Source organism: Microbacterium sp. No. 7, from assembly GCF_001314225.1.
Lineage (GTDB): Bacteria > Actinomycetota > Actinomycetes > Actinomycetales > Microbacteriaceae > Microbacterium.
This window is the reverse complement of sequence record NZ_CP012697.1, coordinates 4,346,933-4,369,557: the sequence shown is the minus strand read 5'-3', so window position 1 is coordinate 4,369,557 and position 22,625 is coordinate 4,346,933. Positions and strand designations below refer to the sequence as shown.

Sequence of the window (22,625 nt, the reverse complement as noted above, 5' to 3'; positions counted from 1 at the left end):
GTGCCGTCACGGCGGCCGCCATCACGGCCGCCGTGAGCGGGATGAGAGAATGGATGCCATGTCCGACACGCCCCCGCAGCACACCATCGAGACGGCGCGCGTGCGCCGGGCACCCCGGTTCTCGGTGTTCTTCCTGCTCGGCGCGGCCCTCGGCGTCCTCACGGCGCTCATCCTCACGTTCGCCTTCGACGGCTCGGACGAGCGCAGCCCGTTCACGACCGTCGCGTACAGCACGGGTCAGGTCTTCGGCTTCCTGCTGCTGTTCTGCGTGCCGATCGGCCTGATCCTCGGCGGGGTCGTCGCGGTCGTGCTCGACCGCACCGTCGGACGCCGCACCCGCGAGGTCACCATCTCCCGCGACCGCATCATCGAGCCCGACTGACCCTCACACCCCCTCTCCCGGGGGTGCCAGTTGTTCTCGCGAGGGTGCTAGTTGTTCTCGCGGGGGTGCTAGTTGTTCTCGCGGGGGTGCTAGTTGTTCTCGCGGGGGTGCCAGTTGTTCTCGCGAGGGTGCTCCGGGATCCGTCCTGAAAGCACCCTCGTGGCCGGAACCGGCACCCTCGCGGAAACAACCGGCACCCTCGCGGGGCAAGACGCGGGCGGGGCGCGACGGAGACAGGGGCGGGGGCCGCGGGCGCGGCTACGCCAGCTCGGCGATGACCGGGGCGATCGCGGCGTCGAACTCGACGACGTCGCTGCGCAGGCGATCGGTCACCGCGACGGTCTGCGTGCCGATCCACCACACGCCGCGCTGCGCGAGCGGCAGCACGTGCACGTTGAGCGTGAACGAGTGGGCCGGCCGGCCGGTCTGCCGCTCGTGCTGGGCGATCGCGCTCGCGTAGGCGCGGTACGACGGGCCCGAGCCGAGCGTCGCCCGGTACCGGTCGTGCGCGCCCTGCGCGAACGCGAGGGCCGCCGGGCCGTGCGGCGCGAACGCGCGGCGCAGCTCCTGGAACCCCTCGACGGGCAGCACGGCGAGCGTGCCGAACCCGTCGACGAGGTCGAGCGGCACGGGCGAGGGATGGGCCTGCGGCTCCACGGTGAGGTCCCAGAAGCGGTTCCATTGCGCCTCGAGCCCCGGATCGTCGCACGGCGGGCCCGCCTCGACGCCGCGCACGTGCGGCAGCGCGGCGGGAAGGCGGATGCCGAGCACCTGGCGCAGGTACAGCGCGGCGAGCACCGGAAGGCCGGCGTCCTCTCGCACGACCCACTCGGGTCGATCGGCTGCGCTCATGCCGCCCATCCTACGGATCCGCCGCGCGACCGCGGGCGCCGATGCCGGATGCCGGAGTGCGCGCCGGTCGCCCCGCAACGGGCATGTCGGCGGCGCGGGTAGGCTAGTCGGGTGGTATCCAGCCCCAGCGACGACGCGTCCGCCCGAACGGACGCGTCAGCATCGAACCCCTATGCCGCCGCCGGCGTCGACACCGCGGCGGGCGATCTGGCCGTCGACCTCATGAAGGCGGCGGTGCGGCGCACCCACGGCGCCGAGGTGCTCGGCGGCGTGGGCGGCTTCGCCGGCCTCTTCGACGCGAGCGCGCTGAAGGCCTACGACGCCCCGCTGCTCGCGACCAGCACCGACGGCGTCGGCACGAAGGTGGCGATCGCGCAGGCGATCGACAAGCACGACACGATCGGCCTCGACCTCGTCGGCATGGTCGTCGACGACATCGTCGTGGTGGGTGCCAAGCCCCTGTTCATGACCGACTACATCGCGTGCGGCAAGGTCGTGCCCGAGCGCATCGCCGACATCGTGCGCGGCATCGCGCTCGGCTGCGAGCAGACCGGCACGGCGCTCGTCGGCGGCGAGACCGCCGAGCACCCCGGCCTGCTCGGACCCGACGACTACGACGTCGCGGGCGCCGCGACGGGCGTCGTCGAGGCGAGCCGCGTGCGCGGCGCCGAGCACGTGCGGGACGACGACGTCGTGCTCGCGCTCGCGAGCAGCGGCCTGCACTCCAACGGCTTCTCGCTCGTGCGGCACATCCTCGCCGAGCGCGGCATCGGCTACGCCGACCGCTCCGCCGACCTCGGCACGACGTGGGGCGAGGCCCTGCTCGAGCCGACGCGGCTCTACACGACGCCGCTGCTCGACCTGCTGGATGCCGAGGGAGACGGCATCCGCTCGCTCAGCCACGTCACGGGCGGCGGCATCGCCGCGAACCTCGCGCGCGTGCTGCCGCAGGGCACGTGGGTCGAGCTCGACCGCTCCACGTGGTCGCCCGCGCCCGTGTTCCGCGTGCTCGCCGACCTCGGCGGGCTCGGCTTGGAGAGCACGGAGGGCACCTGGAACCTCGGCATCGGCTTCCTCGCCGTCGTCGCCCCCGCCTCCGCCGACGCCGCGATCGCGCGCCTCGCGGCCCGCGGCATCGACACGTGGCAGGCCGGGGTCGTGCGCACGGGCGCCCGCCCCGAGGGCCACTTCGAGGAAGGCGCCAAGGGCGTCGACGGCGGCGCGGTGCGCCTCATCGGAACATACGGAGCGAAATAACACCCCATGTGCGGCATCGTCGGCATCGTCGGTCAGGGTCCCGTCAACCAGGAGATCTACGACTCGCTGCTCCTTCTGCAGCACCGCGGACAGGACTCCACCGGCATCGCGACGAGCGAGCCCAACGGCGTCTTCCACCTCGTCAAGGCCAAGGGCCAGGTCGCGCAGGCCTTCCGCACGCGCGACATGCGCTCGCTGCTGGGCAACGTCGGCCTCGGGCACGTGCGCTACGCGACGAAGGGCACGGCCTCGTCGGAGGAGGAGGCGCAGCCGTTCTACGTCAACGCCCCCTACGGCATCGTGCTCGTGCACAACGGCAACCTCACCAACACGCGCGAGCTCACCGAGGAGCTCTTCCGCACCGACCGCCGGCACCTCAACACGAGCTCCGACACCGAGCTGCTCGTGAACGTGCTCGCCAACGAGCTGCAGGCCGTCATCTCGGGCCTCGAGCTCGACCCCGCGCAGATCTTCGAGGCCGTCGCGCGGGTGCACCGCCGCGTCGAGGGCTCGTACGCCGCGATCGCCCTCATCGCCGGCTACGGTCTGCTCGCCTTCCGCGACCCGTTCGGCATCCGTCCGCTCATCCTCGGCACGCGCCGCGCCGAGAACCAGGGCCCGGGCGCGGAAGGCGCGCCGCGCTACGAGTGGACCGTGGCATCCGAGTCGCTCGTCCTCGAGAACGGCGGCTTCGAGGTCGTGCGCGACGTCGAGCCGGGCGAGGCGGTGTTCATCGACAACGAGGGACGCCTGCACACGCGGCAGTGCGCCGAGTCGCCGCAGCTCGCGCCGTGCGCGTTCGAGTACGTGTACCTCGCGCGCCCCGACAGCATCATGAACGGCATCTCGGTGTACGAGGCGCGCCTGCGCATGGGCGAGCGGCTCGCCGACACGATCGCCAAGTACACCCCTCCGGGGACGATCGACGTCGTCATGCCGATCCCCGACTCGGCCCGGCCCGCGGCGATGCAGGTCGCCCGGCGGCTCGGCATCGAATACCGCGAGGGCTTCTACAAGAACCGCTACGTCGGCCGCACGTTCATCATGCCCGGCCAGGCGGTGCGCAAGAAGAGCGTGCGCCAGAAGCTCAACGCGATGTCCAGCGAGTTCAAGGGCAAGAACGTGCTGCTCATCGACGACTCGATCGTGCGCGGCACGACGTCGAAGGAGATCATCCAGATGGCCCGGGATGCCGGGGCCTCCTCCGTCACGTTCGCCTCGGCCGCGCCGCCCGTGCGCTTTCCGCACGTGTACGGCATCAACATGCCGTCGCGGCACGAGCTCGTCGCGCACGGCCGCACGATCCCCGAGATCGCCGCGGAGCTCGGCGCCGACTACCTCGTGTACCAGGAGGTCGCCGACCTGAAGGCCGCGATCCTCGACGGCACCCCCGACGTCGACGACCTCGACCTCAGCTGCTTCGACGGCCGGTACATCACCGGCACCGTCTCCGACGAATACCTCGGCTGGGTCGAGGAGACCCAGTCGAGCTGACCACCCCGGACGGCACCCCGCTGGTCGAGTGCTCGCGGCGGAGCCGCGAGTGTATCGAGACCCTCCTAACGGACCGTTAGATGGGCTTCGATACGCCGCCTGCGGCGACTACTCAACCAGCGGGGGTGTGTGCGGGTGTGGGTTGCGGGTGCGTCTGGTCCCGCTGGTCGAGTGCTCGCGGCGAAGCCGCGAGTGTATCGAGACCCTCCTCGCGGACCGTTAGACGGGTTTCGATACGCCGCCTGCGGCGGCTACTCAACCAGCGGGGGTGTGTGGTGCGGGTGCGGGTTGCGGTGGCGGGTTGCGGGGGCGTCCCGTCCCGCTGGTCGAGTGCTCGCGGCGGAGCCGCGAGTGTATCGAGACCCTCCTAACGGACCGTTAGACGGGTTTCGATACGCCGCCTCCGGCGGCTACTCAACCAGCGGGGGTGTGTGCGCGGGCGCAGGTGCGGGTTGCGGGTGCGTCTGGTCCCGTTGGTCGAGTGCTCGCGGCGGAGCCGCGAGTGTATCGAGACCCTTCCCACGGACCGTTACATGGGTTTCGATACGCCGCCTGCGGCGGCTACTCAACCAGCGGGGGTCAACGCGGGGGTGGGCGGTCTCGGTCCGCGGGGCGGGTGCGCGATCGGGCCTAGGCTGTACCGGTGAGAACCGTCGCGTCCCGTCCGGTGTGGCGGGGGCGCGTGCTGGCCCTCGTCGGCATCGTGCTCGTGGCGTTCTCGCTGCGCTCCGCGGTCGCCGCGCTCTCGCCCGTCGTGGCGTACGTGCAGCAGGACTTCGCCGTGCCGGCGTGGATGATGGGGCTCATCGGCACCGTCCCACCCGTGTGCTTCGCGGTCGTCGGCATCCTGACCCCCGCGCTGGTGCGCCGGTTCGGGCTCGAGCAGCTCGCGACCGTCGTCATGCTCGTGATCGCGGGCGCCATCGCGCTGCGGGCGTTCGCGCCGAACGGCGCCGTGCTGCTGATCGGCACCGTGCTCATCTTCGTCGCCGCGGGCGCCGGCAACGTCGTGACCCCGCCGCTCGTGAAGGCCTACTTCCCCGACCGCATCGGCGCGATGACGAGCGTGTACTCGGCGATGCTCGCCGTGGCCGCGTTCGTGCCCCCGCTCGTGGCGGTGCCGGTCGCGGACGCCGCGGGCTGGCGCGTCTCGCTCGGGATGTGGTGCGTGTTCGCGCTCATGGCGGCCGTGCCGTGGCTCGCGCTCGCAAGGCGCCGGCACAGCGAGGTCGTCGAGGCCGGCTCCCCGCCGCCGGCCGTGCTCCGCCGGCTCCTGCGCCTGCCGCTCGCCTGGGCGCTCACGGTGATCTTCGCCGCCTCGGCCGCGACGGCGTATGCGGCGTTCGCGTGGCTGCCGCAGATCCTCGTCGACACGGCGGGCATCCCGGCCGCCGAGGCCGGGGCGCTGCTCGCGCTGTTCGGCGCGATCGCCTTTCCGCTCGCCCTGATGGTGCCCGTCGTGGTCGTCCGCTGGCGACGCCCCGCGATCGTGTACGTCGTGTCGGCGCTGACCGGGTTCGCAGGCGTCGCGGGGCTCGTCTTCGCCCCTGCGGCGGCGCCGTGGCTGTGGGTGACGCTCTTCGCGATCCCGCAGGCGCTGTTCTCGCTCGTGCTCGTGCTGATGCAGCTGCGCGCGCGGACGCCCGAGGGCATCGTGGGCCTCAGCGGCTTCGCGCAGAGCGTCGGCTACGGCATCGCGGCGTTCGTCCCGCTGCTTTTCGGCCTGCTGCACGAGGCGACGGGCGACTGGGCGCCCCCGCTCTTCCTCTACGCCGCCCTGCTCGCGTGCGCCGTGCCGGCCGGCATCCTCGTGTCGCGTCGGGACACGGTCGAGGACGCGTGGGAGCGCCGCCACGGCGCGTGGTAGCGCGGCGGGCAGCACAAACGAAGAAGCCGTCGCCTCGGCGACGGCTTCTGGGGAACGAGGTCAGGCCCGGGCGGGCTCGTCCTCGTCCTCGTCTTCGTCGGCATACAGATCGGCCCACTTGTCGACGTACTCGTCGTCGTCGTGGTGACCGAGCTCCTTCTCGAGCGCCGCGTAGTTCACGTTGTACGTGTCGTACTTCAGCTCTCGGGCGATCTTGGTGTGTTTCGCCTTCTGACGGCCACGCCCCATGCGAGACCCCCTCATTTCTGAGTCGCGGGCGTTGCGCTGTGCCCGCCGCAATGACGATCCGGTCGAAACCGGGAAGAATGGCCATCAGGATATCACGGTGCCCTCGGCGGGGTGCCGGACGCCGCCCAGGAGGAGGTTCGCGATGACCGATCAGGGTGTTCCCGACGTGAGCGTGCTGCCGCGGCGCGCCGTGATCGTGGGCGTCGTCGTGGGGCAGCCGCCGCGCGTGCTGAAGGTGGCCGGGCGCTTCGCCGCGATGATCGGCTGCGAGCTCATCGCCGCGAGCGTCGATCCCATGCACGGTCTCGCGTTCGACGACCCCGAGGGCTACGTGCACACGGCCCCGATCCAGCTCGAGGAGGAGGCGAGCCAGGCGGCGCTCCTGGCCGTGCAGGTCGCGGCGGCCGAGGTGCTCGACCCCGCGGGCGTCGCGTGGACGGCGGTGCGGCTCGTCGGAGATCCCGCGCACGCGCTCATCCAGCTCGCCGACGCCACCGACGCGCGCATGTTCGTGGTCGGCACGCGGCGCCGGGGCATCGGGGAGACGATCCGCGAGGCCATCACGGGCTCGGTCGCCGCGCGCCTCGCGCACCGTCAGACGCGTCCCGTGCTCGTCGTGCCCGTGCAGCAGCCGATCGCCGAGGACGACCCGTTCTGGGTCGGGTGACGCGCCCCAGGGTCGGGTGACGCGCCCCTGGGGCGGGTGACGTGTTCTCGGTCAGGTGACCCGCCCGGGGCGTCGCGCAGGGCCGACCCCTCCCGACCCGGTGCCTTTCGCGCCGAGCTGGTGCCTTCTTCGCCGACATGGTGCCTTTCTCGCCGAGCACGTGGGGGCATGCTCGGCGAGAAACCCACATTCTCGGTGAGGAAGGGGCGTGCTCGGCGAACTCGGCGAACAAGGCACCGGCGCGGGCGGAGCGACGCGTCAGCCGCGCAGGGCGCGTGTGACCTCGCTCGCGGCGGCGTCGAGGGCCGTCGCGAGATCGTCGACGACGGAGGATGCCAGGGTGCCGCCGCGCGCCACGTGCGTGCGCAGGTCGGCCCGCACCGTGGCGCGGAACTGCGCGACGACCGTCTCGGCGCGCTGCAGCTGCTCCCGCGCGAGCACGCGCGGGTCGTCGCCCGCGGCCGTCCGCGTCGTGGCATCCGCCGGCGCTCCGAAGCTCCGCGCCGTCGCGCGATCGGACTGGGCCGCCGCCGCGAGGTCGGCGCGCAGGCTGCGCATCGCCTCGCGCACGCTGCCGCGCACCTCGTCGGCGATGAGGCGCACGCTGTCGGCGAGGCCGGCCTCGATGCCCACGAGCTCGTGCGCCCGTGCCGCGACCTCGGCGCGGCCGGCATCCGTGATCTCGTAGATCGTCTTGCGTCCCTCGACCGTCTTGGACACGAGGCCCTCCTCCTCGAGCTTCGCGAGGCGCGGATAGATCGTGCCGGCGCTCGGCGTGTAGGTGCCGCCCGTGCGATCGGTGAGGGCCTGGATGAGGTCGTAGCCGTGGCGCGGCGCCTCGTCGAGCAGGTTCAGCAGGTAGAGGCGCAGGTCGCCGTGCGAGAAGACGGGGCTCATGACCACTCCTCCGCGGCGCGGCGCAGCACCGTGATGTCGCCCGACACCGAGTTCGCGCGCACGTCGACGAACGAGCCGCTGAGCTCTCCGACCGATCCCGTGAAGCTGCTGCCGATGCCGCCCGATCCCTGCTGGACCGACCCGTCGACGAGCAGCTTGCCGCTCACGGTGCGCAGGACGTAGTTGGCGGGCAGCCCCTCGTCGAGGCGCACCGTGGTGGTGCCGCCGACCGTGTTGAGCGCGATCGACTGCACGGCGCCGGACGAGTCGACGAGGATGTCGCCCGACACGGTGTCGGCGAACGCCTTGCGGATCGTGCCGACGGCGGCGACGTCGCCCGACACCGAGTTGGCGTTGAGCGTGCCCTCCAGTCCGCGGATCTGCACGTCGCCCGAGACCGCGTTGACGGAGATGTCGCCGGTGAGGCCGTCGACGATGATGTCGCCCGACACGGTGTTGAGCTTGGCGTCGTTGCTGAGGCCCGACACGAGCGCGCTCGCGCTCACGACGCCGAGCGTGAGGGCCAGGTCGCGCGGCACCGCGACGCTGATCTCGGCCTTGGGGCCGCCGCTGCCGAAGTTGCGGAACACCTCCAGGAAGTTGTCCCAGCGCAGTTGCGCGTGGTCGATCTCGACCGTGCTGCCGTCGGCCTCGATGCGCAGGTCCTTGGTCGCGACCGCGTGCACCTCGATGCGCACGCCCGGCTCGTCGTGCGCGACGATGTCGATCTGTCCGCCGACGAGGCCGGCCTTGATCTTGCGGATGCCTTCGAGGTCGATCACACGGGTCTCGCCCGGGTGCACGATCCACTTCTCGAGCGTCATGGTGTTCTCCTGGGGTAGGGGATGCCGGTGTTCCCGGCATCCGTTCTGTCTGACGCGATATATCGCGTTGAGACGAGAGTATCACGATATATCGCGAGTGAGCCTGAGCGTGTGCTGAGTCCGGCCGGCCGCGCCGCCGGCGCGCCTGTGCCTCGGCATCCACGTGTCCACCCCTCCCTCCGCCGCCTCCTTGCGTTCACAACTCAGGAAGATCGGTCAGCTGAGGGCCGGATCGCACGCTGGGCGCGCGATCTTCCTGAGTTGTGCGCAGCACCCGCGCCGATCCGGCCGGGCCGCCCGGCCCGGCGACGCGGGCGGCCGCTTGACCTTGACGCTGCGTCAAGCTCTACCGTCGAAGGCATGACAGGTGAATGGTCCATCCAGCAGATCGCGAAGATCGCGGGCACGACGAGCCGCACGCTGCGCCACTACGGCGCGGTCGGCCTGCTCGAGCCCTCGAGCGTCGGTGCGAACGGCTACCGGTACTACGACGAGAGCGCGCTCGTGCGGCTGCAGCGCATCCTGCTGCTCCGCGAGCTGGGGCTCGGGCTGCCGCAGATCGGCGAGGTCCTCGCGCGCGACGTCTCCGAGCGAGACGCGCTCGCGGCGCATCTCGCGTGGCTGCGCGACGAGCAACGACGGCTGGCGCGGCAGATCGCGTCGGTCGAGGCGACCATCGCCGCACGAGAGAGAGGAGAACCGCTCATGGCGGAGGACATGTTCGACGGCTTCGACCACACCCGGTACCGGGACGAGGTCGAGCAGCGCTGGGGCAAGGACGCGTACGCGAAGAGCGACGCGTGGTGGAACGGGATGGATGCCGCGGAGAAGGCCGCCTGGCACGAGCGCGTGGAGCGTCTCGGCCGGGACTGGATCGCCGCCGCGGAATCGGGCATCGCGCCCGACAGCGACGAGGCGCAGGCGATCGCGCAGCGGCACGTCGACTGGCTCACCGGCATCCCCGGCACGCCCGCGGCGGCGCCCGGCGGCGACGTGAAGGGCTACGTCGTCGGCCTCGGCGAGATGTACGTCGCCGACCCGCGCTTCGCGGCGAACTACGGCGGCCAGACCGGCGCGGAGTTCGTGCGCGACGCCCTCCGGCACTGGGCGCGAGCCCGCTGACCCGGGCGCGGGGGAGTAGCGTGGGCGCGTGGTGACGTCGCGCTGGTTCTCGCCCGTCGTGCTGCTGCTGGTGATGGCGGGCGGTGCGATCGGCGTCGCCGCGCGCGCCGCGCTCACGCTGCCGTTCGCGCCAGCCCTCGCGCCCGCGATCACGATGGGCATCAACATCGCCGGATCGCTGCTGCTCGGCGTCATCGTCGGATGGCTGGACGACCGGCATCCGCGCCTGCGCATGTTCCTCGGCACGGGGATCATGGGCGGGTTCACGACCTACAGCGCGTTCGCGGTGTACTCCGCCTCGGGCGGCGACGTCGTCTCCGCGCTCGCGCTCACCCTCGTCTCGGTGCTCGGCGGCGTGCTCGCCGCGCTCGTCGGGCTCATGATCGGGCGCCGCATCGCCGACGTGCCCGGCGAGATCGAGCGCGCGGAGGATGCCGAATGAGCGGCCTCGAGCTCGCGCTGCTCGTCGTCGCGGGCGGTCTCGGGGCGGGGCTGCGCTACGTGCTCGACGGCCTGATCATGCGCGGGCGGAAGGGGGCCTTCCCCCTCGGCATCCTCGTCGTCAACGTGTCGGGGTCGTTCGTGCTGGGGGTGCTCACGGGCCTCGGCGCCCTCGTCGCGCCCGCGTGGGCGACGATCCTCGGCGTAGGCCTGCTCGGCGGGTACACGACCTTCAGCACGGTCTCGGTCGAGACGGTGCTGCTCGCGCAGCGCGGCCGTCGCGACTGGGCGCTGCTCAACGTCGTCGGCACGCTCGTCGTCGCGGTCGCGGCGGCCGCGCTCGGCGTGCTCCTGGGCGGACTCGTCGCGGGCTGACCCGCCGAGGCGTTCCGCCGGGGCCCGCGCAGACTCTGCCCGGACTCCCGCGTCGCCTCCTGATGCGCGCGGTCTTCGACCCGCCCCCCTGCACCCCCGCGTGACGTCGTCGTGACATCCGTGTGACGTCGGGCGCGGGCTCAGCAAACGCGTGGAATACTGTGCGAAGCTGGCATCCTGAATGGTGCAGGTCTGCAAGAATATGACTCGCGCCGCGTCTGTTCACACCGCTTCGCCCGCACCCGCTCACCTGCACCCACAAAGGCATCCCGTGTCGAAACTCGCCGTTCTGAGCCTGCGCAACCGCGCGCTCATCGCGCTCATCACGATCGTCGCCGCCATCTTCGGCGGCCTCGCCCTCACCAACCTCAAGCAAGAGCTGATCCCCTCGATCCAGCTGCCCGCGCTGTCGGTCATCACGACCTACCCGGGCGCCTCGCCCGACGTCGTGAACAACGACGTGTCGACGCCCATCGAGACCGCCATCCAGAGCGTGCCGGGGCTCGAGTCGACGAGCGCGACGAGCACGACCAACGCGTCGATCATCCAGGCGTCGTTCACGTACGGCACCGACCTGGCGACCGCCGAGCAGAAGATCCTGCAGGCGATCAACCGCATCAAGAGCCAGCTGCCCGAGAGCGTCGAGCCGAACGTCGTGTCGTTCTCGATCGACGACCTGCCCGTCATGGCCCTCGCGGTCACCGGCTACGCCGACGCCGAGACCGTCGAGGCGCAGCTCACGGCATCCGTGATCCCCGACATCGAGGACATCGACGGCGTCTCGGCGGCGCAGATCCTCGGCGCGCAGGGCCAGCGCGTCACGATCACGCCCGACGCCGGCCGCCTCGCCGAGCGCGGCTTCGCGCAGACCGCGATCACCGACGCCCTCTCGCAGAACGGCATGCTGTTCCCCGGCGGCACCGTCGCGGAGGGCGACCAGACGCTCACGGTGCAGACCGGTGCCAAGGTCACCTCGGTCGACCAGATCGGCGCGCTGCCGCTCGTGACGACGAACCCCGAGCAGCTCGCGCAGGGCATCACCCGCATCTCCGACGTCGCCTCGGTCGAGCTCACGCGCGACCCCGTGACATCCATCTCGCGCGTCAACGGGGAGCCCGCGCTCACCATCTCGGTCACGAAGCTGCCGTCGGCCAACACGGTCGACGTGTCGCGCGCGCTCACCGCCGCGCTGCCCGACCTGCAGGACGCGCTCGGCGACGGAGCCGAGTTCACGGTCGTGTTCGACCAGGCCCCCTACATCCAGCAGTCGATCGAGGCGCTCGCGCAGGAGGGCCTGCTCGGCCTCGTCTTCGCCGTGCTCGTGATCCTCGTGTTCCTGCTGTCGGTGCGCTCGACGCTCGTGACCGCGATCTCGATCCCGACGAGCGTGCTGGTGACCTTCGTCGGCATCCAGGCGTTCGGCTACTCGCTCAACATCCTCACCCTCGGCGCGCTCACGATCGCGATCGGGCGCGTCGTCGACGACTCGATCGTCGTGATCGAGAACATCAAGCGGCACTTCGTCGGCGACGCCGACCGGCTCGGCTCGATCGTGCTCGCCGTGCGCGAGGTCGCCGCCGCGATCACGGCCTCGACCATCACGACCGTCGCGGTGTTCCTGCCGATCGCGTTCGTCGGCGACATGACGGGGGAGCTGTTCCGTCCGTTCGCGCTGACCGTGACGCTCGCGATGAGCGCCTCGCTGCTCGTCTCGCTCACGATCGTGCCCGTGCTCGCCTACTGGTTCCTGCGGCCCGGCAAGCCCGTGCTCGACGAGCAGGGCCGCCACATCGACCCCGAGGACCCGGCCGCCCCGCCGTCGCGCCTGCAGAAGGCGTACCTGCCGGTGCTGCGGTGGACGCTGCGGCACTCGTGGGCCACGCTCGGTCTCGCCGTGCTCGTGCTCGTCGGGACCGGCGCCCTCGCCCCGTTGATGAAGACCAACTTCCTGGGCGACTCGGGCCAGAACACGTTCACCGTGACGCAGAGCCTGGGCCAGGCTCCGAGCCTCACCGCGCAGGACGAGGCCGCCGCGCGCGTCGAGGAGGCGATCCTCGGCGTCGACGGCATCGAGACCGTGCAGACCTCTATCGGCTCGAGCGGCTCCGCGATGCGCGACGCGTTCATGGGCAGCGGCGCGGGCATCACCTACTCGATCACGACCGACGACCACGCCGACCAGGCGCAGGTGCAGGCCGACGTGAAGGATGCCGTGGACGCGCTCGACGGCGTCGGCACCGTGACGGTGTCGGCCGCCCAGGGCGGCTTCGGCAGCAGCGACATCGAGATCGACGTGACGGCGCCCGACGCGACGGCGCTGGGCGAGGCGACGGATGCCGTGGTTGCGGCGCTCGACGGCACCGATGGCATCGGCCAGGTGACCTCCAACCTCGCGGCGTCGCTGCCGTACGTCGCCGTGACGGTCGATCGCGAGAAGGCCGCGTCGATGGGGCTGTCGGAGACCGCGGTCGGCGCGATCGTCGCGGGCGCGATGCAGCCGCGGCAGGTCGGCTCGGTCGAGGTCGACGGACGCTCCCTGCGCGTGTACCTGCAGGCGGCGTCGATCCCGCAGACGATCGGCGAGCTGCAGGGCCTGCAGATCGGGCCCGTGCCGCTCTCGGAGATCGCGACCGTCGCCGAGAGCGAGGGCCCCGTGTCGATCACGTCGCAGCGCGGCCAGCGCACCGCGACGGTGACGGTGACGCCCGCCACCGACGACCTCACGGCGGCGTCGGCGACCGTCACGCAGGCGCTCGACGAGGTCGACCTGCCCACGGGCGCGAACGCCTCCATCGGCGGCGTGCTCTCGCAGCAGCAGGACGCGTTCGGCCAGCTGGGCCTCGCGATGCTCGCGGCGATCCTCATCGTGTACATCGTCATGGTCGCGACGTTCAAGTCGCTGCGCCAGCCGCTGCTGCTGCTCGTCTCGGTGCCGTTCGCGGCGACGGGCGCGATCCTGCTGCAGATCGTGACGGGCGTGCCGCTGGGCGTGGCATCCCTCATCGGCGTGCTCATGCTGATCGGCATCGTGGTGACGAACGCGATCGTGCTCGTCGACCTCGTGAACCAGTACCGCGAGAAGGGGCTGTCGGCGCACGACGCGACGGTTGCCGGCAGCGCCCGCCGTCTGCGCCCGATCCTCATGACGGCGCTCGCGACGATCTTCGCCCTCACGCCGATGGCGATGGGCATCACCGGCCACGGCGGGTTCATCTCGCAGCCGCTCGCGATCGTCGTGATCGGCGGCCTCGTGTCGTCGACCGTGCTGACGCTGCTCGTGCTGCCGACCCTGTACAACCTCGTCGAGGGCGCGCGCGAGCGCCGCGCCGCCCGCCGCGCGGGGGCGGGGGATGCGGAGGGCCCCGGGGCGGTCGCCGCGGAGGGCTCAGGGGTGGTCGCCGCGGAGGGCTCAGGGGTCGTCACCGCGGAGGGCCCTGACGCTGTCGCCCCGGCCGACGCGGAGGCCCCCGTCTCCCGCCGCGCGCTGCGCGACCAGCACTGACGACCTCTCTCCTCTCTCCTCGGTTCAACCGCGGCATTGTGCGGATGCCGCGTGCGTGCACCCGCACAATGCCGCGGTCGAACCCCGGGGGTGCCGGGGGAGGAGTCAAGGGGGAGAGGTCAGGGGGTGTGGTAGGCGACGCCCCAGCGGAGGGTCCACTCCTCGCCGGGGGCGAGCCAGCGCAGGTCGCGGCCCGAGTTGAGGGCGTCGGTCGGCGCGGTCATGGGCTCGATCGCGAGGGCGAGCTCGTGCCCCGGGTAGCGATCGGTCGAGAAGGCGAGCAGGTAGCCGAAACCCTCGTCCGCCCAGACGTGCACCGCGCGCCCGTCGGGCGCGGCGAGCCGCGCACCGATGCGGCCCTCGTCGTCGCGGGAGATGCCGCTGTAGGCGGTGTCGAGGTCGACGTCGGCGAGCCGGCGCGGCGTGCGCAGATCGGTATCGGCATCCACGGGGACCTCGTCGATCGGCAGCATCCGGTCGTCGACGACGAACCGCGTCGCCGCGTCGATCTGCAGCGTGAGCTCGCGCGTGGGCACGTCGCCGATGCAGAAGTACGGGTGCGTGCCGAGCGCGACGGGGGCGTCGGCAGCCCCGACGTTGCGCAGGGTGTGCGTCACGGTCAGCGCCGGGCCGTCGAGCGCGTACGTGACCGTCGTCGCGAGGTGGAACGGATACCCGGTCTGCGGAAAGACGTCGGCGGCGAGCGTCACGGCATCCGCCTCCTGCGTCACGAGGCGGTACGGCGTGACCCGCAGCAGCCCGTGCGACGCGTTGCCCCGCGCGGGCTCGGTGAGCGCGAGCTGGTGCTCCTGGCCCCGCTGGGTCCAGCGCCCGTCGCGCACGCGGTTGGGCCAGGGAACGAGCACGACGCCGGATGCCGCGGGCGTCGGCTGGTCGTCGCCGTACCGCGGCACGAGGTCGACGCCGCCGACCTCGAACGCCCGCAGCGCGGCGCCCACCTCGGTGATCTCGACGACCGCGTCGCCCGACGCGATCGTGAATCGACGGCCGGTGGGGTCGTGCGGCAGCGCAGCGTTCATGGGCCCATCGTAGGACGCGCCTCCCCCTCGCGAGGGTGCTGGTTGTTCTCGCGAGGGTGCTTTCGCCGACGGGGTGATGGCGTGCTCGAGGCGACAACCAGCACCCTCGGCGAGATAAGTGGCACCCTCGACGAGACAACTGGCACCCTCGCGGCGGTGCGGGCGGTCAGGCGGTGGCGGCGTGCAGTCGCTCGCGGAGCTGCCGGGCGGCGGGCTCGGGGCCGAGCCCGAGGAACACCTCGGAGCTCTCGGGGCCGCCGGCCTGCGCGAGCACGCTGACGCCCGTGTCGGGCTGCAGCTTCGCGAGCGACGACGTCTCGTAGTCGCGCACGCGCACGTCGCGCAGTCGCGCGGTCGTCACGTCGTGCGGGGTCACCGCGCGACTCGTGTCGTGCGCGACCCACACGAGCCACTCGGGTCCGAGAAGCACCCACTGCGACACGGTCTGCGCCTTCTTCAGCAGCCCGCCCTTCTTCGCCGAGACGGTGTGCCACACGCCCGTGACCGCGTCCAGCACGCCCGTGACCCCCGCGACCTCGTCGAGGTGCCGGTCGATCGCCGCGCGCGTCTCCGTCGGGAGCTGCGCGACGGACTGCTCGGTGGTGCTGCGCGTCCACGCGCCGGAGGAAGCCGCCATGCCGTCACCCTACCGGCCCCGCTCCTGCCCCATCCGGATGTCGTGGGCAGTCGTGGTCGCCTCGGCCCATGGCATCCGCCGACTACTGCCCGTGATTCAGGTGAGGCCGGATGTCGTGGGCGGTTGTGGTCGCGTCGGCCGCTGGCATCCGGCGACTATTGCCCACGGCTTCGGTGCGCAGGGAAGTGGGCGGTTGTGGTCGTCTGAGGCCGTGGCATCCGGCAACAGCGGTCCAGGATTCGGGTGAGGCCGGATGTCGTGGGCGGTTGTGGTCGCGTCGGCTGTTGGCATGCGGCGACTACTGTCCATGATTTCGGTGCGCAGAGAAGTGGGCGGTTGTGGGCGTCTGAGGTCGTGGCATCCGGCAACAACGGTCCAGGATCGGGCGGGCAGTCGACGGGCGGCGGGTCAGCCGGCGAGCGCGGGGGTGACGTTCTCGTTCCAGACGTCGACGCCGATCTTGGCGACGAGCAGCAGCACGACGACGAGGAACACGACGCGGATGAACGCGGTGCCGCGCGCGATCGCCATGCGCGACCCGAGATAGCTGCCGCCCATGTTCGCGATCGCGAGCAGGCCGCCGAGCAGCCACAGCACGGCGCCGTGCGGGATGAACAGCAGCAGCGCGCCGAGGTTGGTCGCGAAGTTCACGATCTTGGCCTTGGCGCTGGCCTGCAGGAAGTCGTAGCCGAGCACCGTCACGAGGCTGAGCACCAGGAACGTGCCGGTGCCCGGGCCGATGAGGCCGTCGTAGAACCCGATCGCCGTGCCCGTCGCCCCGGCCGCGAGGAGGTGATGGCGTCCGCGGTAGCGCAGCTGCTCGCGCTGCCCGAGCTGGGGGCGCAGCGCCGTGAACACCGCGACCGCCAGCAGCGCGACGAGGATGATCGGCTTGAGCAGGGCGGCGGGCAGCACCGTCGCGACCGCGGCACCGCCGAAGGATGCCGCGAGCGCGACGAACGCCATCGGCAGCGCCGTGCGCAGATCGGGCCGCGCCCGCCGGTAGAACGTCACCGACGACGTCGCGGTGCCGAAGATCGACCCGAGCTTGTTCGTCGCGAGCGCCTGCAGCGGCGTGATGCCGGGGATGAGCAGCAGCGCCGGCAGCTGGATCGCGCCGCCGCCGCCCACGACGGCATCCACCCACCCGGCCGCGAACGCGGCGAACAGGATGAGCACGAGCGTGACCCACGTGAGCTGCTCGAGCCCGAGCAGGGCGCCGATCTCCATCGCGTCAGATCACGGAGAGGTCGGGGAGCACCCTGACAGCCTAGACCCGCGGCCGGCGGGATCCCGGGCCGTGACGTCCGGCGATGCGCATCGTTCCCAGCGTGATTCGCGCGCGAGGGGATGCCGCGTTCCCGAGGGACGACACGCCGGCATCCCCTCCTCGGGAACGACCAGCCCCTCGGGGACGATCGGCCGCTCCAGAGCGGCCGGTCCCGCGTGAGCGACCGGCTTCCGCGTCACCCGCGCCCGCTAGTCTGTGCCTCACATCACCGAGGAGACCCGATGACCGTGCTGCGCCCCGACGTCACCGTGCTCGCGCGGGTGCGCGCCGCGATGCCGGCGCTGGGGCCGAGCGAGACGCGCGTCGCGGGCATCGTGCTGTCGCGGCCCGACGACGTCGTGGAGTGGTCGACGGCCGAGCTCGCGCAGGCGGCGGCGACGTCGACGGCGACGGTCATCCGGGCGTGCCAGAACCTCGGATTCCGCGGATTCCAGCACCTGCGGCTCGAGCTCGCGCGGTCGGCCCCGCTCGTGCCGCGCGGCGAGGAGGGCCCGGCGGCGGGCGACGCGTTCGACGAGGCGGTCGACGCGCTGCGGCTCGCGCAGGAGAGCGTGCGGCCCGAGCTGCTGGCCCGCGCGGCGGAGCTGCTGCGCGCGGCGCGGCGCATCGTGCTCGTCGGCAACGGCTTCTCGGGTCCGCCGCTGCAGGACCTCGCGATGCGGCTGAGCACCCGCGGCCGCGCGGTCGAGGCGCCCGTCGACCCGCTCGCGCAGCAGTTCGCGGTCAACACCCTCGGCCCCGACGACCTGTGCCTGGCCCTCAGCTACTCGGGCGCGAACGTGCAGTCGCTGCGGGCGTGCACGGCCGCATCCGAGCGCGGCACGCCCGTCGTGCTCGTCACGAGCTACGCCCGTTCGCCGATGGGCCGCATCGCCGACCTCGTGATCGCGACGGGACCCGTCTCGTCGGCGCACGACATCGACCCGTTCCTCGCGCGCCTCGCGCACACCGTCGTGCTGCACGCACTGCACGCCGCGCTCGCCGCCGAGAGCGCTCCGACCGACGTCGCGAGCATGCGGCACGTCGTCGCCGATGCGCTGAGCGAGGACTGACGCGACCGGGCCCTCCGGCTCCGGCCCGGGGCCCGCGGGCCGCGCCCGCCTCGGCGTCGCGCCGAGAACCCACCGCACATCCGTCGTTCGTCGTGATGCCCGGCGCCGTTCACCCTGCCGTCACCTTCGGGGACGACAGTCCCTGTGTAACAACGTTCCGGAGCCTGTGTAACGGATGTAACGAACGTGACGGATGCCGGCATCGCCGGCCGACGAGAGGGATGCATGCGCACGATCGGCATCGACGGGCTCTTCAACGCCCGCGCGACGGAGGGCGCCGCGCCCTGGCTCGTGCGCACGGGAGCGCCCGGCGACGTGGGGCCCGACGGCGCCGCGGCGCTGCGCGCGCTCGGCGTCACGGTCGTCGTCGATCTGCGCGAGCCCTCCGAGTCGGGGGCCGCGTCCGGAACCGCGTCGGGGACCGCCGATCACGGCATCCCCGTGCGCTCCGTGCACCTCTACGGCACGGAGCCGCCCCGCATCGGCCGCCTCGAGGACATCTACGAGGGCCTGCTGCGCGAGCGCTGCGCGGCGCTCGCCGAGGCCGTCGTCGCCGTGGCGGATGCCGAGGGCGCGGCGCTCGTGCACTGCACGGCGGGCAAGGACCGCACGGGTCTCGTCGTCGCGCTCGCCCGGCTCGCCGCGGGCGCGGCGCGCGAGGAGGTCGTCGCCGACTACGAGCGCTCGGGCGACGACGTGCGCCCGGTGCGCGCGCCGCACGCGCTCGCCGCGTCGGCGGGCCTCGACGGCGCGGAGCGCGCCGAGACGCTGCGCCTGCATCTGGAGAGCCCGCGCGAGGCGATCGTGCACGCGCTCGCGGTCGTCGACGAGCTGGGCGGCGTCGTCGCGTATCTGCGCCGCCACGGCCTCGACGACGCGCGGCTCGCCCGGCTGCGGCAGAAGGAGCGGCGTGCGCTGGACGAGCAGCGGGCGCAGAAGAGGCAGCGGGCGCAGAGCGGGTCGCGGTCATGAGCCGTGCCACGGGACGCCTCACGATCCTGCACGTGAGCGACGTGCACGCCACCGACGGCGAGCTGCTGTACGGCGCCGTCGACGGCTTCGCGCGACTGCGCGCCGTGTCGGAGTACGTCGCGCACGCCGGCATCACGCCCGAGGCGATCGTCGTCACGGGAGACCTCGCCCAGCGCGGCCACCCCGGCGTCTACCCGCGGCTCGCGGCCGCGCTCGCGGCCCTCGAGCGCGAGACCGGCGTGCCCGTGCTGACCGTCATCGGCAACCACGACGACCCCGCCGCGGCGTGCACGCTGCCGGGTCATGCGCCCGACGCCCCCGCGCCGCCCGCGGACACGCACGCCGCCCCCGCGCGAGCCGGGCACGCCCCCGCGCCGCCCGTCCCGTCCCCCGGCATCCCCGTCGACCGGATGCCGGGCAACCCGCACGCGCGCATCGTGCGCGTCGACGGCCTGCGCATCGCGCTGCTCGACTCGTCGTCGGGCGAGCTCGGCGGGGCACAGCGCGCGTGGCTCGCCGACCGGCTGCGCGAGCCGCACGGCGACGGCACGATCGTCGCCCTGCACCATCCGCCGCTCGGATCGCCGCTGCCCACGCTCGCCAAGGCGGGGCTGCGCGACGCCGACGCCCTGCTCGACATCGCGCGGAACGCCGACGTGCGCGCGATCCTCGCGGGGCACTTCCACCACCCGCTGTCGGCCGTGCTGCACGGCGTGCCGGTCTTCGTCGGCCCCTCGCTCGCCTATCACCAGGTGATGGATGCCGGACCCGACCGCGTCAGCGGCCACGACCACGCCATGTTCTCGCTCGTGCACCTCGTGCCGCACGGCGTGACCGCCACGAGCGTGGGGCTCGAGCATCCCGCCCCGCTGTTCACCTCGCCCGCCCCCTCCCTCTCCGCAACATCCCCTTCCGCAACACCCGAGCACACGCACAGTTAGGAACCCCCATGTCCCCCCTGCGCCTGCGGGCCGGAGCCGTCGCTCTCGGCCTCACCGCCCTCGTCCTCGCCGGCTGCTCCTCCTCGGCCGCCCCCGACGACACCGCCGCCCCCGAGACCCCCGAGGAGACCACCGCGGCATCCGAGGGCGCGGCCCTCGAGCCCGCGACCATCACCCTCTACACCTCCGAGCCGCAAGAGAAGGCCGACGAGCTCGTCGCCGCCTTCAACGAGGAGCACCCCGAGATCACCGTCGAGGTGTTCCGAGCGGGCACCGGCGACCTCACGACGCGCGTCGCTGCCGAGCAGGAGGCGGGCGGCATCCAGGCCGACGTCTTCCTCGCCGCCGACGCGGGCACGTTCGAGAACTACGCCGCCGACGGCCTGCTGCTCGAGTACACGCCCGCCGACGTCGACGCCGTCAACCCCGACGTCGTCGATCCCGAGGGCTTCTACGTGGGCACGCGCATCATCCCCACCGTCATCGCCTACAACACGGGCATCGTCACCGACCCGCCCGCGTCGTGGGCCGACCTGACCGACCCGGCGTACGCCGAGCAGATCGTCATGCCGAACCCGGACGTCTCGGGCGCCGCCGCCTACAACGCCGCCGTGTGGCTCGCCGAGCCCGCGCTCGGCGAGGCGTGGCTGACGGGCCTCGCGGCCAACAAGCCGGTCATCGCCGACAGCAACGGTCCCGTGTCGCAGGCCGTCGCCACGGGCGCGCAGCCGATCGGCATCGTCGTCGACTACCTCGTGCGCGAGCTGGCCGCGCAGGGCTCGCCGATCGCCGTGTCGTACCCGAGCGAGGGCGTGCCCTACGTGTCGCAGCCCGCGGGCATCTTCGCCGACTCCGACCAGCCCGAGGCCGCGAAGGCGTTCGTCGACTTCCTCGTGAGCGAGGCGGGTCAGAGGCTCGCCGTCCATCAGTCGTACCTGCCCGTGCGCAGCGACGTCGGCACCCCCGAGGGCGCTCCGTCGATGGACGAGATCGCGATCCTCTCGCCCGACCTGGAGAAGATCCGCGCGTCGCAGAAGGCCGCGGTCGAGACGTTCCGCACGCTGTTCCAGTAGTGAGCGCGTCCTCCCTCCCCGTCGTGGGCCCGGTCCGGCACCGGGCCCGCGACGGGGTGCGCGCACGTGGGGCCGGCGGCGTCGGCATCCTGACCGTCGTGCTCTGGATCGTCGTCGCCGCGCTCGTGATCGCGCCGCTCGGCGCCATCCTGTTCCTCGCGGGGAGCAGTCCGCAGCTCGACGTGCTGGTGCGGCCCGAGGTGCGCGAGGCGGCCGTGAACAGCCTCGTCTCGGCGGGGGCGTCCGCCGTGCTCGCCGTCGCGATCGGCGCCGGGTTCGCGCTGCTGCTCGACCGCACCGACCTGCCCGGCCGGCGCGCGCTGCGGCTGCTCGCCCTCACGCCACTGCTCGTGCCGCCGTTCGTCGGCGCCATCGCGTGGCTGGGCGTGCTCGGGCCGACGAGCCCCGTGAACCTGTGGTGGCGGGGCCTGTTCGGCGCACCGCTGTGGTCGATCTACGGGGCCGACGGCGTCATCGCGCTGCTCACGATCCACAGCTACCCGCTCGCGATGCTCATCGTGTCGGCCGCGCTGCGCCGCATCCCCGCCGACCTCGAGCAGGCGGCGCGCATGTCGGGCGCCGGTCCCGCCCGGGCGATCGGCGCCGTCACGCTGCCGCTGCTGCGGCCCGCGCTGCTGTCGTCGTTCCTGCTCATCGCGGTCGGCAACCTCGCCGACTTCGGCATCCCGTCGATCATCGGCCTGCCCGAACGGTTCGTGACCCTCGCGACGCTCGTCTACCGCTATCTGCAGTCGGGCACGGTCGACGAGCCGCTCGCGGTCGTCGCGACGATCGGTGCCCTGCTGCTCGTGCTCGCCATGGTCGCGCTGCTGATCGACGCGCTCGTCACGCGGCGGGGGAGCGAGGTCGACGCATCGGCGTCGCGCCCCGAGCCCCTGCCCCTCGGCCGCGCGCGCATCCCCGTCGCCGCCCTGGCCTGGACCCTCGTGCTCGCGATCACCGTGCTGCCGCTGCTCGCGCTGCTGCAGCAGGCGCTGCTGCGCGCGCCCGGGCTGCCGCTCACGCCCGAGAACCTCACCCTCGACAACCTCGCCAAGGCGCTCACGTCGGCCACCGCGCTCGACGGTGCGCGCAACTCCGTCATGCTCGCGGTGATGGCGGCGCTCGTGTGCGGCGTGCTCGGGCTCGGCATCGGCGTGCTCGCGACCCGCACGCGCGTGCCCGGTGCGCGGGCGCTGCAGGGTGCGACGATGCTGCCGCAGGCGATCCCGGGCATCGTGATCGCTGTCGCGTGGCTCATCCTCGCACCGCGCGTCGGCCTGTTCAACACGCCCTGGCTCATCCTCGTGGCCTATGTCACGTCGTTCACGGCGCTCGTCGTGCAGGCCGTCGCGGCGCCGCTGTCGAGCACGCCGTCGAGCGCCGAGGAGGCCGCGCGCGTCTCGGGCGCCGGCCGGCTGCGCGCCCTGTTCGACGTGTCGTGCCGCATGGCGCTGCCCGCCGCGCTGTCGGGCGCCGTGATCGTCGCCGTCACGGCCGTGCGCGAGCTGACGCTCTCGGTGCTGCTGCTGTCGCCCGGATCTCAGACGCTCGGCGTCGCGATCTTCAGCTTCCAGCAGGCGGGCGCGTTCAGCACGGCCGCGGCGTGGTCGCTCATCGTCGCGGTGCTCGGCATCGCGGTGATCGGGCTCGCGACGCGCACGCCCGCCGAGTCCCGAAACCTCTGACC

At 72.6% G+C, this 22,625-nt stretch carries 21 protein-coding genes; 14 read left to right on the top strand and 7 right to left on the bottom strand.

Annotated elements, in window-relative coordinates; genetic code table 11:
* The first annotated feature begins 58 nt into the window (after positions 1-58).
* Positions 59-382 (top strand): hypothetical protein, encoded by a 324-nt coding sequence (locus AOA12_RS20240; protein WP_054687277.1) that lies wholly within the window; start codon positions 59-61, stop codon positions 380-382.
* A 258-nt stretch (positions 383-640) separates the two neighbouring features.
* Here AOA12_RS20240 and AOA12_RS20235 read toward each other — a convergent pair whose 3' ends face one another.
* Positions 641-1,234 carry a hypothetical protein gene (locus tag AOA12_RS20235; RefSeq protein ID WP_054686553.1) on the bottom strand — a complete coding sequence of 198 codons (594 nt, stop codon included), beginning with the start codon at positions 1,232-1,234 and terminating at the stop codon, positions 641-643.
* A gap of 111 nt (positions 1,235-1,345) precedes the next feature.
* Between AOA12_RS20235 and purM the strand changes: the two genes are divergently transcribed.
* The 3 genes from purM (at position 1,346) to AOA12_RS20220 (ending at position 5,852) form a co-directional block, all read left to right on the top strand.
* On the top strand, positions 1,346-2,491 hold the full coding sequence (purM, locus tag AOA12_RS20230) for a phosphoribosylformylglycinamidine cyclo-ligase (protein WP_054686552.1): 1,146 nt from the start codon (positions 1,346-1,348) through the stop codon (positions 2,489-2,491).
* 6 nt (positions 2,492-2,497) lie between these two features.
* The gene (gene purF / locus AOA12_RS20225; protein WP_054686551.1) at positions 2,498-3,985 is read left to right on the top strand and encodes an amidophosphoribosyltransferase; all 1,488 of its coding nucleotides are present in this window, start codon (positions 2,498-2,500) and stop codon (positions 3,983-3,985) included.
* Positions 3,986-4,628: 643 nt separating this feature from the next.
* Positions 4,629-5,852: an MFS transporter gene (locus tag AOA12_RS20220; protein ID WP_054686550.1), complete on the top strand. Its 1,224-nt coding sequence runs from the start codon at positions 4,629-4,631 to the stop codon at positions 5,850-5,852.
* A 60-nt stretch (positions 5,853-5,912) separates the two neighbouring features.
* On the opposite strand, the gene AOA12_RS20215 is transcribed toward AOA12_RS20220, so the two are convergent.
* Entirely contained in the window at positions 5,913-6,101 is a 189-nt protein-coding gene (locus AOA12_RS20215) for a DUF3073 family protein (protein WP_054686549.1), read from the bottom strand.
* A gap of 142 nt (positions 6,102-6,243) precedes the next feature.
* Here AOA12_RS20215 and AOA12_RS20210 point away from each other — a divergent pair, with 142 nt between their 5' ends.
* A complete protein-coding gene (locus AOA12_RS20210) occupies positions 6,244-6,768 on the top strand; it encodes a universal stress protein (RefSeq protein WP_054686548.1) in 525 nt (174 codons plus the stop codon).
* Positions 6,769-7,026: 258 nt separating this feature from the next.
* On the opposite strand, the gene AOA12_RS20205 is transcribed toward AOA12_RS20210, so the two are convergent.
* Complete coding sequence (locus tag AOA12_RS20205; RefSeq protein ID WP_054686547.1) at positions 7,027-7,665, bottom strand: PadR family transcriptional regulator; 639 nt, start codon at positions 7,663-7,665, stop codon at positions 7,027-7,029.
* Positions 7,662-8,489 carry a DUF4097 family beta strand repeat-containing protein gene (locus AOA12_RS20200; protein ID WP_054686546.1) on the bottom strand — a complete coding sequence of 276 codons (828 nt, stop codon included), beginning with the start codon at positions 8,487-8,489 and terminating at the stop codon, positions 7,662-7,664. Before AOA12_RS20200 ends, AOA12_RS20205 begins: the two co-directional genes overlap by 4 nt.
* Positions 8,490-8,849: 360 nt before the next feature.
* Here AOA12_RS20200 and AOA12_RS20195 point away from each other — a divergent pair, with 360 nt between their 5' ends.
* From AOA12_RS20195 to AOA12_RS20180, 4 genes are all read left to right on the top strand, one after another.
* Positions 8,850-9,611, top strand: coding sequence for a MerR family transcriptional regulator (locus AOA12_RS20195; RefSeq protein WP_054686545.1), 762 nt, complete (start codon positions 8,850-8,852; stop codon positions 9,609-9,611).
* 28 nt (positions 9,612-9,639) lie between these two features.
* Complete coding sequence (locus AOA12_RS20190) at positions 9,640-10,053, top strand: fluoride efflux transporter FluC (protein WP_231637143.1); 414 nt, start codon at positions 9,640-9,642, stop codon at positions 10,051-10,053.
* Entirely contained in the window at positions 10,050-10,427 is a 378-nt protein-coding gene (gene crcB, locus AOA12_RS20185) for a fluoride efflux transporter CrcB (RefSeq protein ID WP_054686544.1), read from the top strand. Before AOA12_RS20190 ends, crcB begins: the two co-directional genes overlap by 4 nt.
* Positions 10,428-10,698: 271 nt before the next feature.
* On the top strand, positions 10,699-13,929 hold the full coding sequence (locus tag AOA12_RS20180) for an efflux RND transporter permease subunit (protein WP_054686543.1): 3,231 nt from the start codon (positions 10,699-10,701) through the stop codon (positions 13,927-13,929).
* Positions 13,930-14,048: 119 nt separating this feature from the next.
* Here AOA12_RS20180 and AOA12_RS20175 read toward each other — a convergent pair whose 3' ends face one another.
* The 3 genes from AOA12_RS20175 to AOA12_RS20165 form a co-directional block, all read right to left on the bottom strand.
* The gene (locus AOA12_RS20175) at positions 14,049-14,969 is read right to left on the bottom strand and encodes an aldose 1-epimerase family protein (protein WP_054686542.1); all 921 of its coding nucleotides are present in this window, start codon (positions 14,967-14,969) and stop codon (positions 14,049-14,051) included.
* Positions 14,970-15,135: 166 nt separating this feature from the next.
* Complete coding sequence (locus tag AOA12_RS20170; protein WP_054686541.1) at positions 15,136-15,606, bottom strand: hypothetical protein; 471 nt, start codon at positions 15,604-15,606, stop codon at positions 15,136-15,138.
* A gap of 408 nt (positions 15,607-16,014) precedes the next feature.
* Positions 16,015-16,836, bottom strand: coding sequence for a TSUP family transporter (locus AOA12_RS20165; RefSeq protein ID WP_054686540.1), 822 nt, complete (start codon positions 16,834-16,836; stop codon positions 16,015-16,017).
* Between the two features lie 282 nt (positions 16,837-17,118).
* Between AOA12_RS20165 and AOA12_RS20160 the strand changes: the two genes are divergently transcribed.
* From AOA12_RS20160 to AOA12_RS20140, 5 genes are all read left to right on the top strand, one after another.
* Positions 17,119-17,949, top strand: coding sequence for a MurR/RpiR family transcriptional regulator (locus AOA12_RS20160; RefSeq protein WP_054686539.1), 831 nt, complete (start codon positions 17,119-17,121; stop codon positions 17,947-17,949).
* A 225-nt stretch (positions 17,950-18,174) separates the two neighbouring features.
* Positions 18,175-18,921, top strand: a complete 747-nt coding sequence (locus AOA12_RS20155) for a tyrosine-protein phosphatase (protein ID WP_082406554.1) — start codon at positions 18,175-18,177, stop codon at positions 18,919-18,921.
* On the top strand, positions 18,918-19,862 hold the full coding sequence (locus tag AOA12_RS20150) for a metallophosphoesterase family protein (RefSeq protein ID WP_054686538.1): 945 nt from the start codon (positions 18,918-18,920) through the stop codon (positions 19,860-19,862). The genes AOA12_RS20155 and AOA12_RS20150 overlap by 4 nt, the downstream gene beginning before the upstream one ends.
* Positions 19,863-19,870: 8 nt before the next feature.
* Positions 19,871-20,935, top strand: coding sequence for an extracellular solute-binding protein (locus AOA12_RS20145; protein WP_054686537.1), 1,065 nt, complete (start codon positions 19,871-19,873; stop codon positions 20,933-20,935).
* Entirely contained in the window at positions 20,935-22,623 is a 1,689-nt protein-coding gene (locus AOA12_RS20140; protein ID WP_231637142.1) for an ABC transporter permease, read from the top strand. The genes AOA12_RS20145 and AOA12_RS20140 overlap by 1 nt, the downstream gene beginning before the upstream one ends.
* Positions 22,624-22,625 lie beyond the last annotated feature (2 nt).

Excerpts from the sequence above, each read along its gene's own strand:
- AOA12_RS20150 (WP_054686538.1), top strand. The coding sequence starts at position 18,918 with ATGAGCCGTGCCACGGGACGCCTCACGATCCTGCACGTGAGCGACGTG.
- AOA12_RS20195 (WP_054686545.1), top strand. The coding sequence starts at position 8,850 with ATGACAGGTGAATGGTCCATCCAGCAGATCGCGAAGATCGCGGGCACG.
- AOA12_RS20165 (WP_054686540.1), bottom strand. The coding sequence starts at position 16,836 with ATGGAGATCGGCGCCCTGCTCGGGCTCGAGCAGCTCACGTGGGTCACG.
- AOA12_RS20170 (WP_054686541.1), bottom strand. The coding sequence starts at position 15,606 with ATGGCGGCTTCCTCCGGCGCGTGGACGCGCAGCACCACCGAGCAGTCC.
- AOA12_RS20145 (WP_054686537.1), top strand. The coding sequence starts at position 19,871 with ATGTCCCCCCTGCGCCTGCGGGCCGGAGCCGTCGCTCTCGGCCTCACC.
- AOA12_RS20210 (WP_054686548.1), top strand. The coding sequence starts at position 6,244 with ATGACCGATCAGGGTGTTCCCGACGTGAGCGTGCTGCCGCGGCGCGCC.
- AOA12_RS20205 (WP_054686547.1), bottom strand. The coding sequence starts at position 7,665 with ATGAGCCCCGTCTTCTCGCACGGCGACCTGCGCCTCTACCTGCTGAAC.
- AOA12_RS20240 (WP_054687277.1), top strand. The coding sequence starts at position 59 with ATGTCCGACACGCCCCCGCAGCACACCATCGAGACGGCGCGCGTGCGC.
- AOA12_RS20215 (WP_054686549.1), bottom strand. The coding sequence starts at position 6,101 with ATGGGGCGTGGCCGTCAGAAGGCGAAACACACCAAGATCGCCCGAGAG.
- AOA12_RS20235 (WP_054686553.1), bottom strand. The coding sequence starts at position 1,234 with ATGAGCGCAGCCGATCGACCCGAGTGGGTCGTGCGAGAGGACGCCGGC.
- crcB (WP_054686544.1), top strand. The coding sequence starts at position 10,050 with ATGAGCGGCCTCGAGCTCGCGCTGCTCGTCGTCGCGGGCGGTCTCGGG.
- AOA12_RS20160 (WP_054686539.1), top strand. The coding sequence starts at position 17,119 with ATGACCGTGCTGCGCCCCGACGTCACCGTGCTCGCGCGGGTGCGCGCC.
- AOA12_RS20175 (WP_054686542.1), bottom strand. The coding sequence starts at position 14,969 with ATGAACGCTGCGCTGCCGCACGACCCCACCGGCCGTCGATTCACGATC.
- AOA12_RS20155 (WP_082406554.1), top strand. The coding sequence starts at position 18,175 with ATGCGCACGATCGGCATCGACGGGCTCTTCAACGCCCGCGCGACGGAG.
- AOA12_RS20200 (WP_054686546.1), bottom strand. The coding sequence starts at position 8,489 with ATGACGCTCGAGAAGTGGATCGTGCACCCGGGCGAGACCCGTGTGATC.
- purF (WP_054686551.1), top strand. The coding sequence starts at position 2,498 with ATGTGCGGCATCGTCGGCATCGTCGGTCAGGGTCCCGTCAACCAGGAG.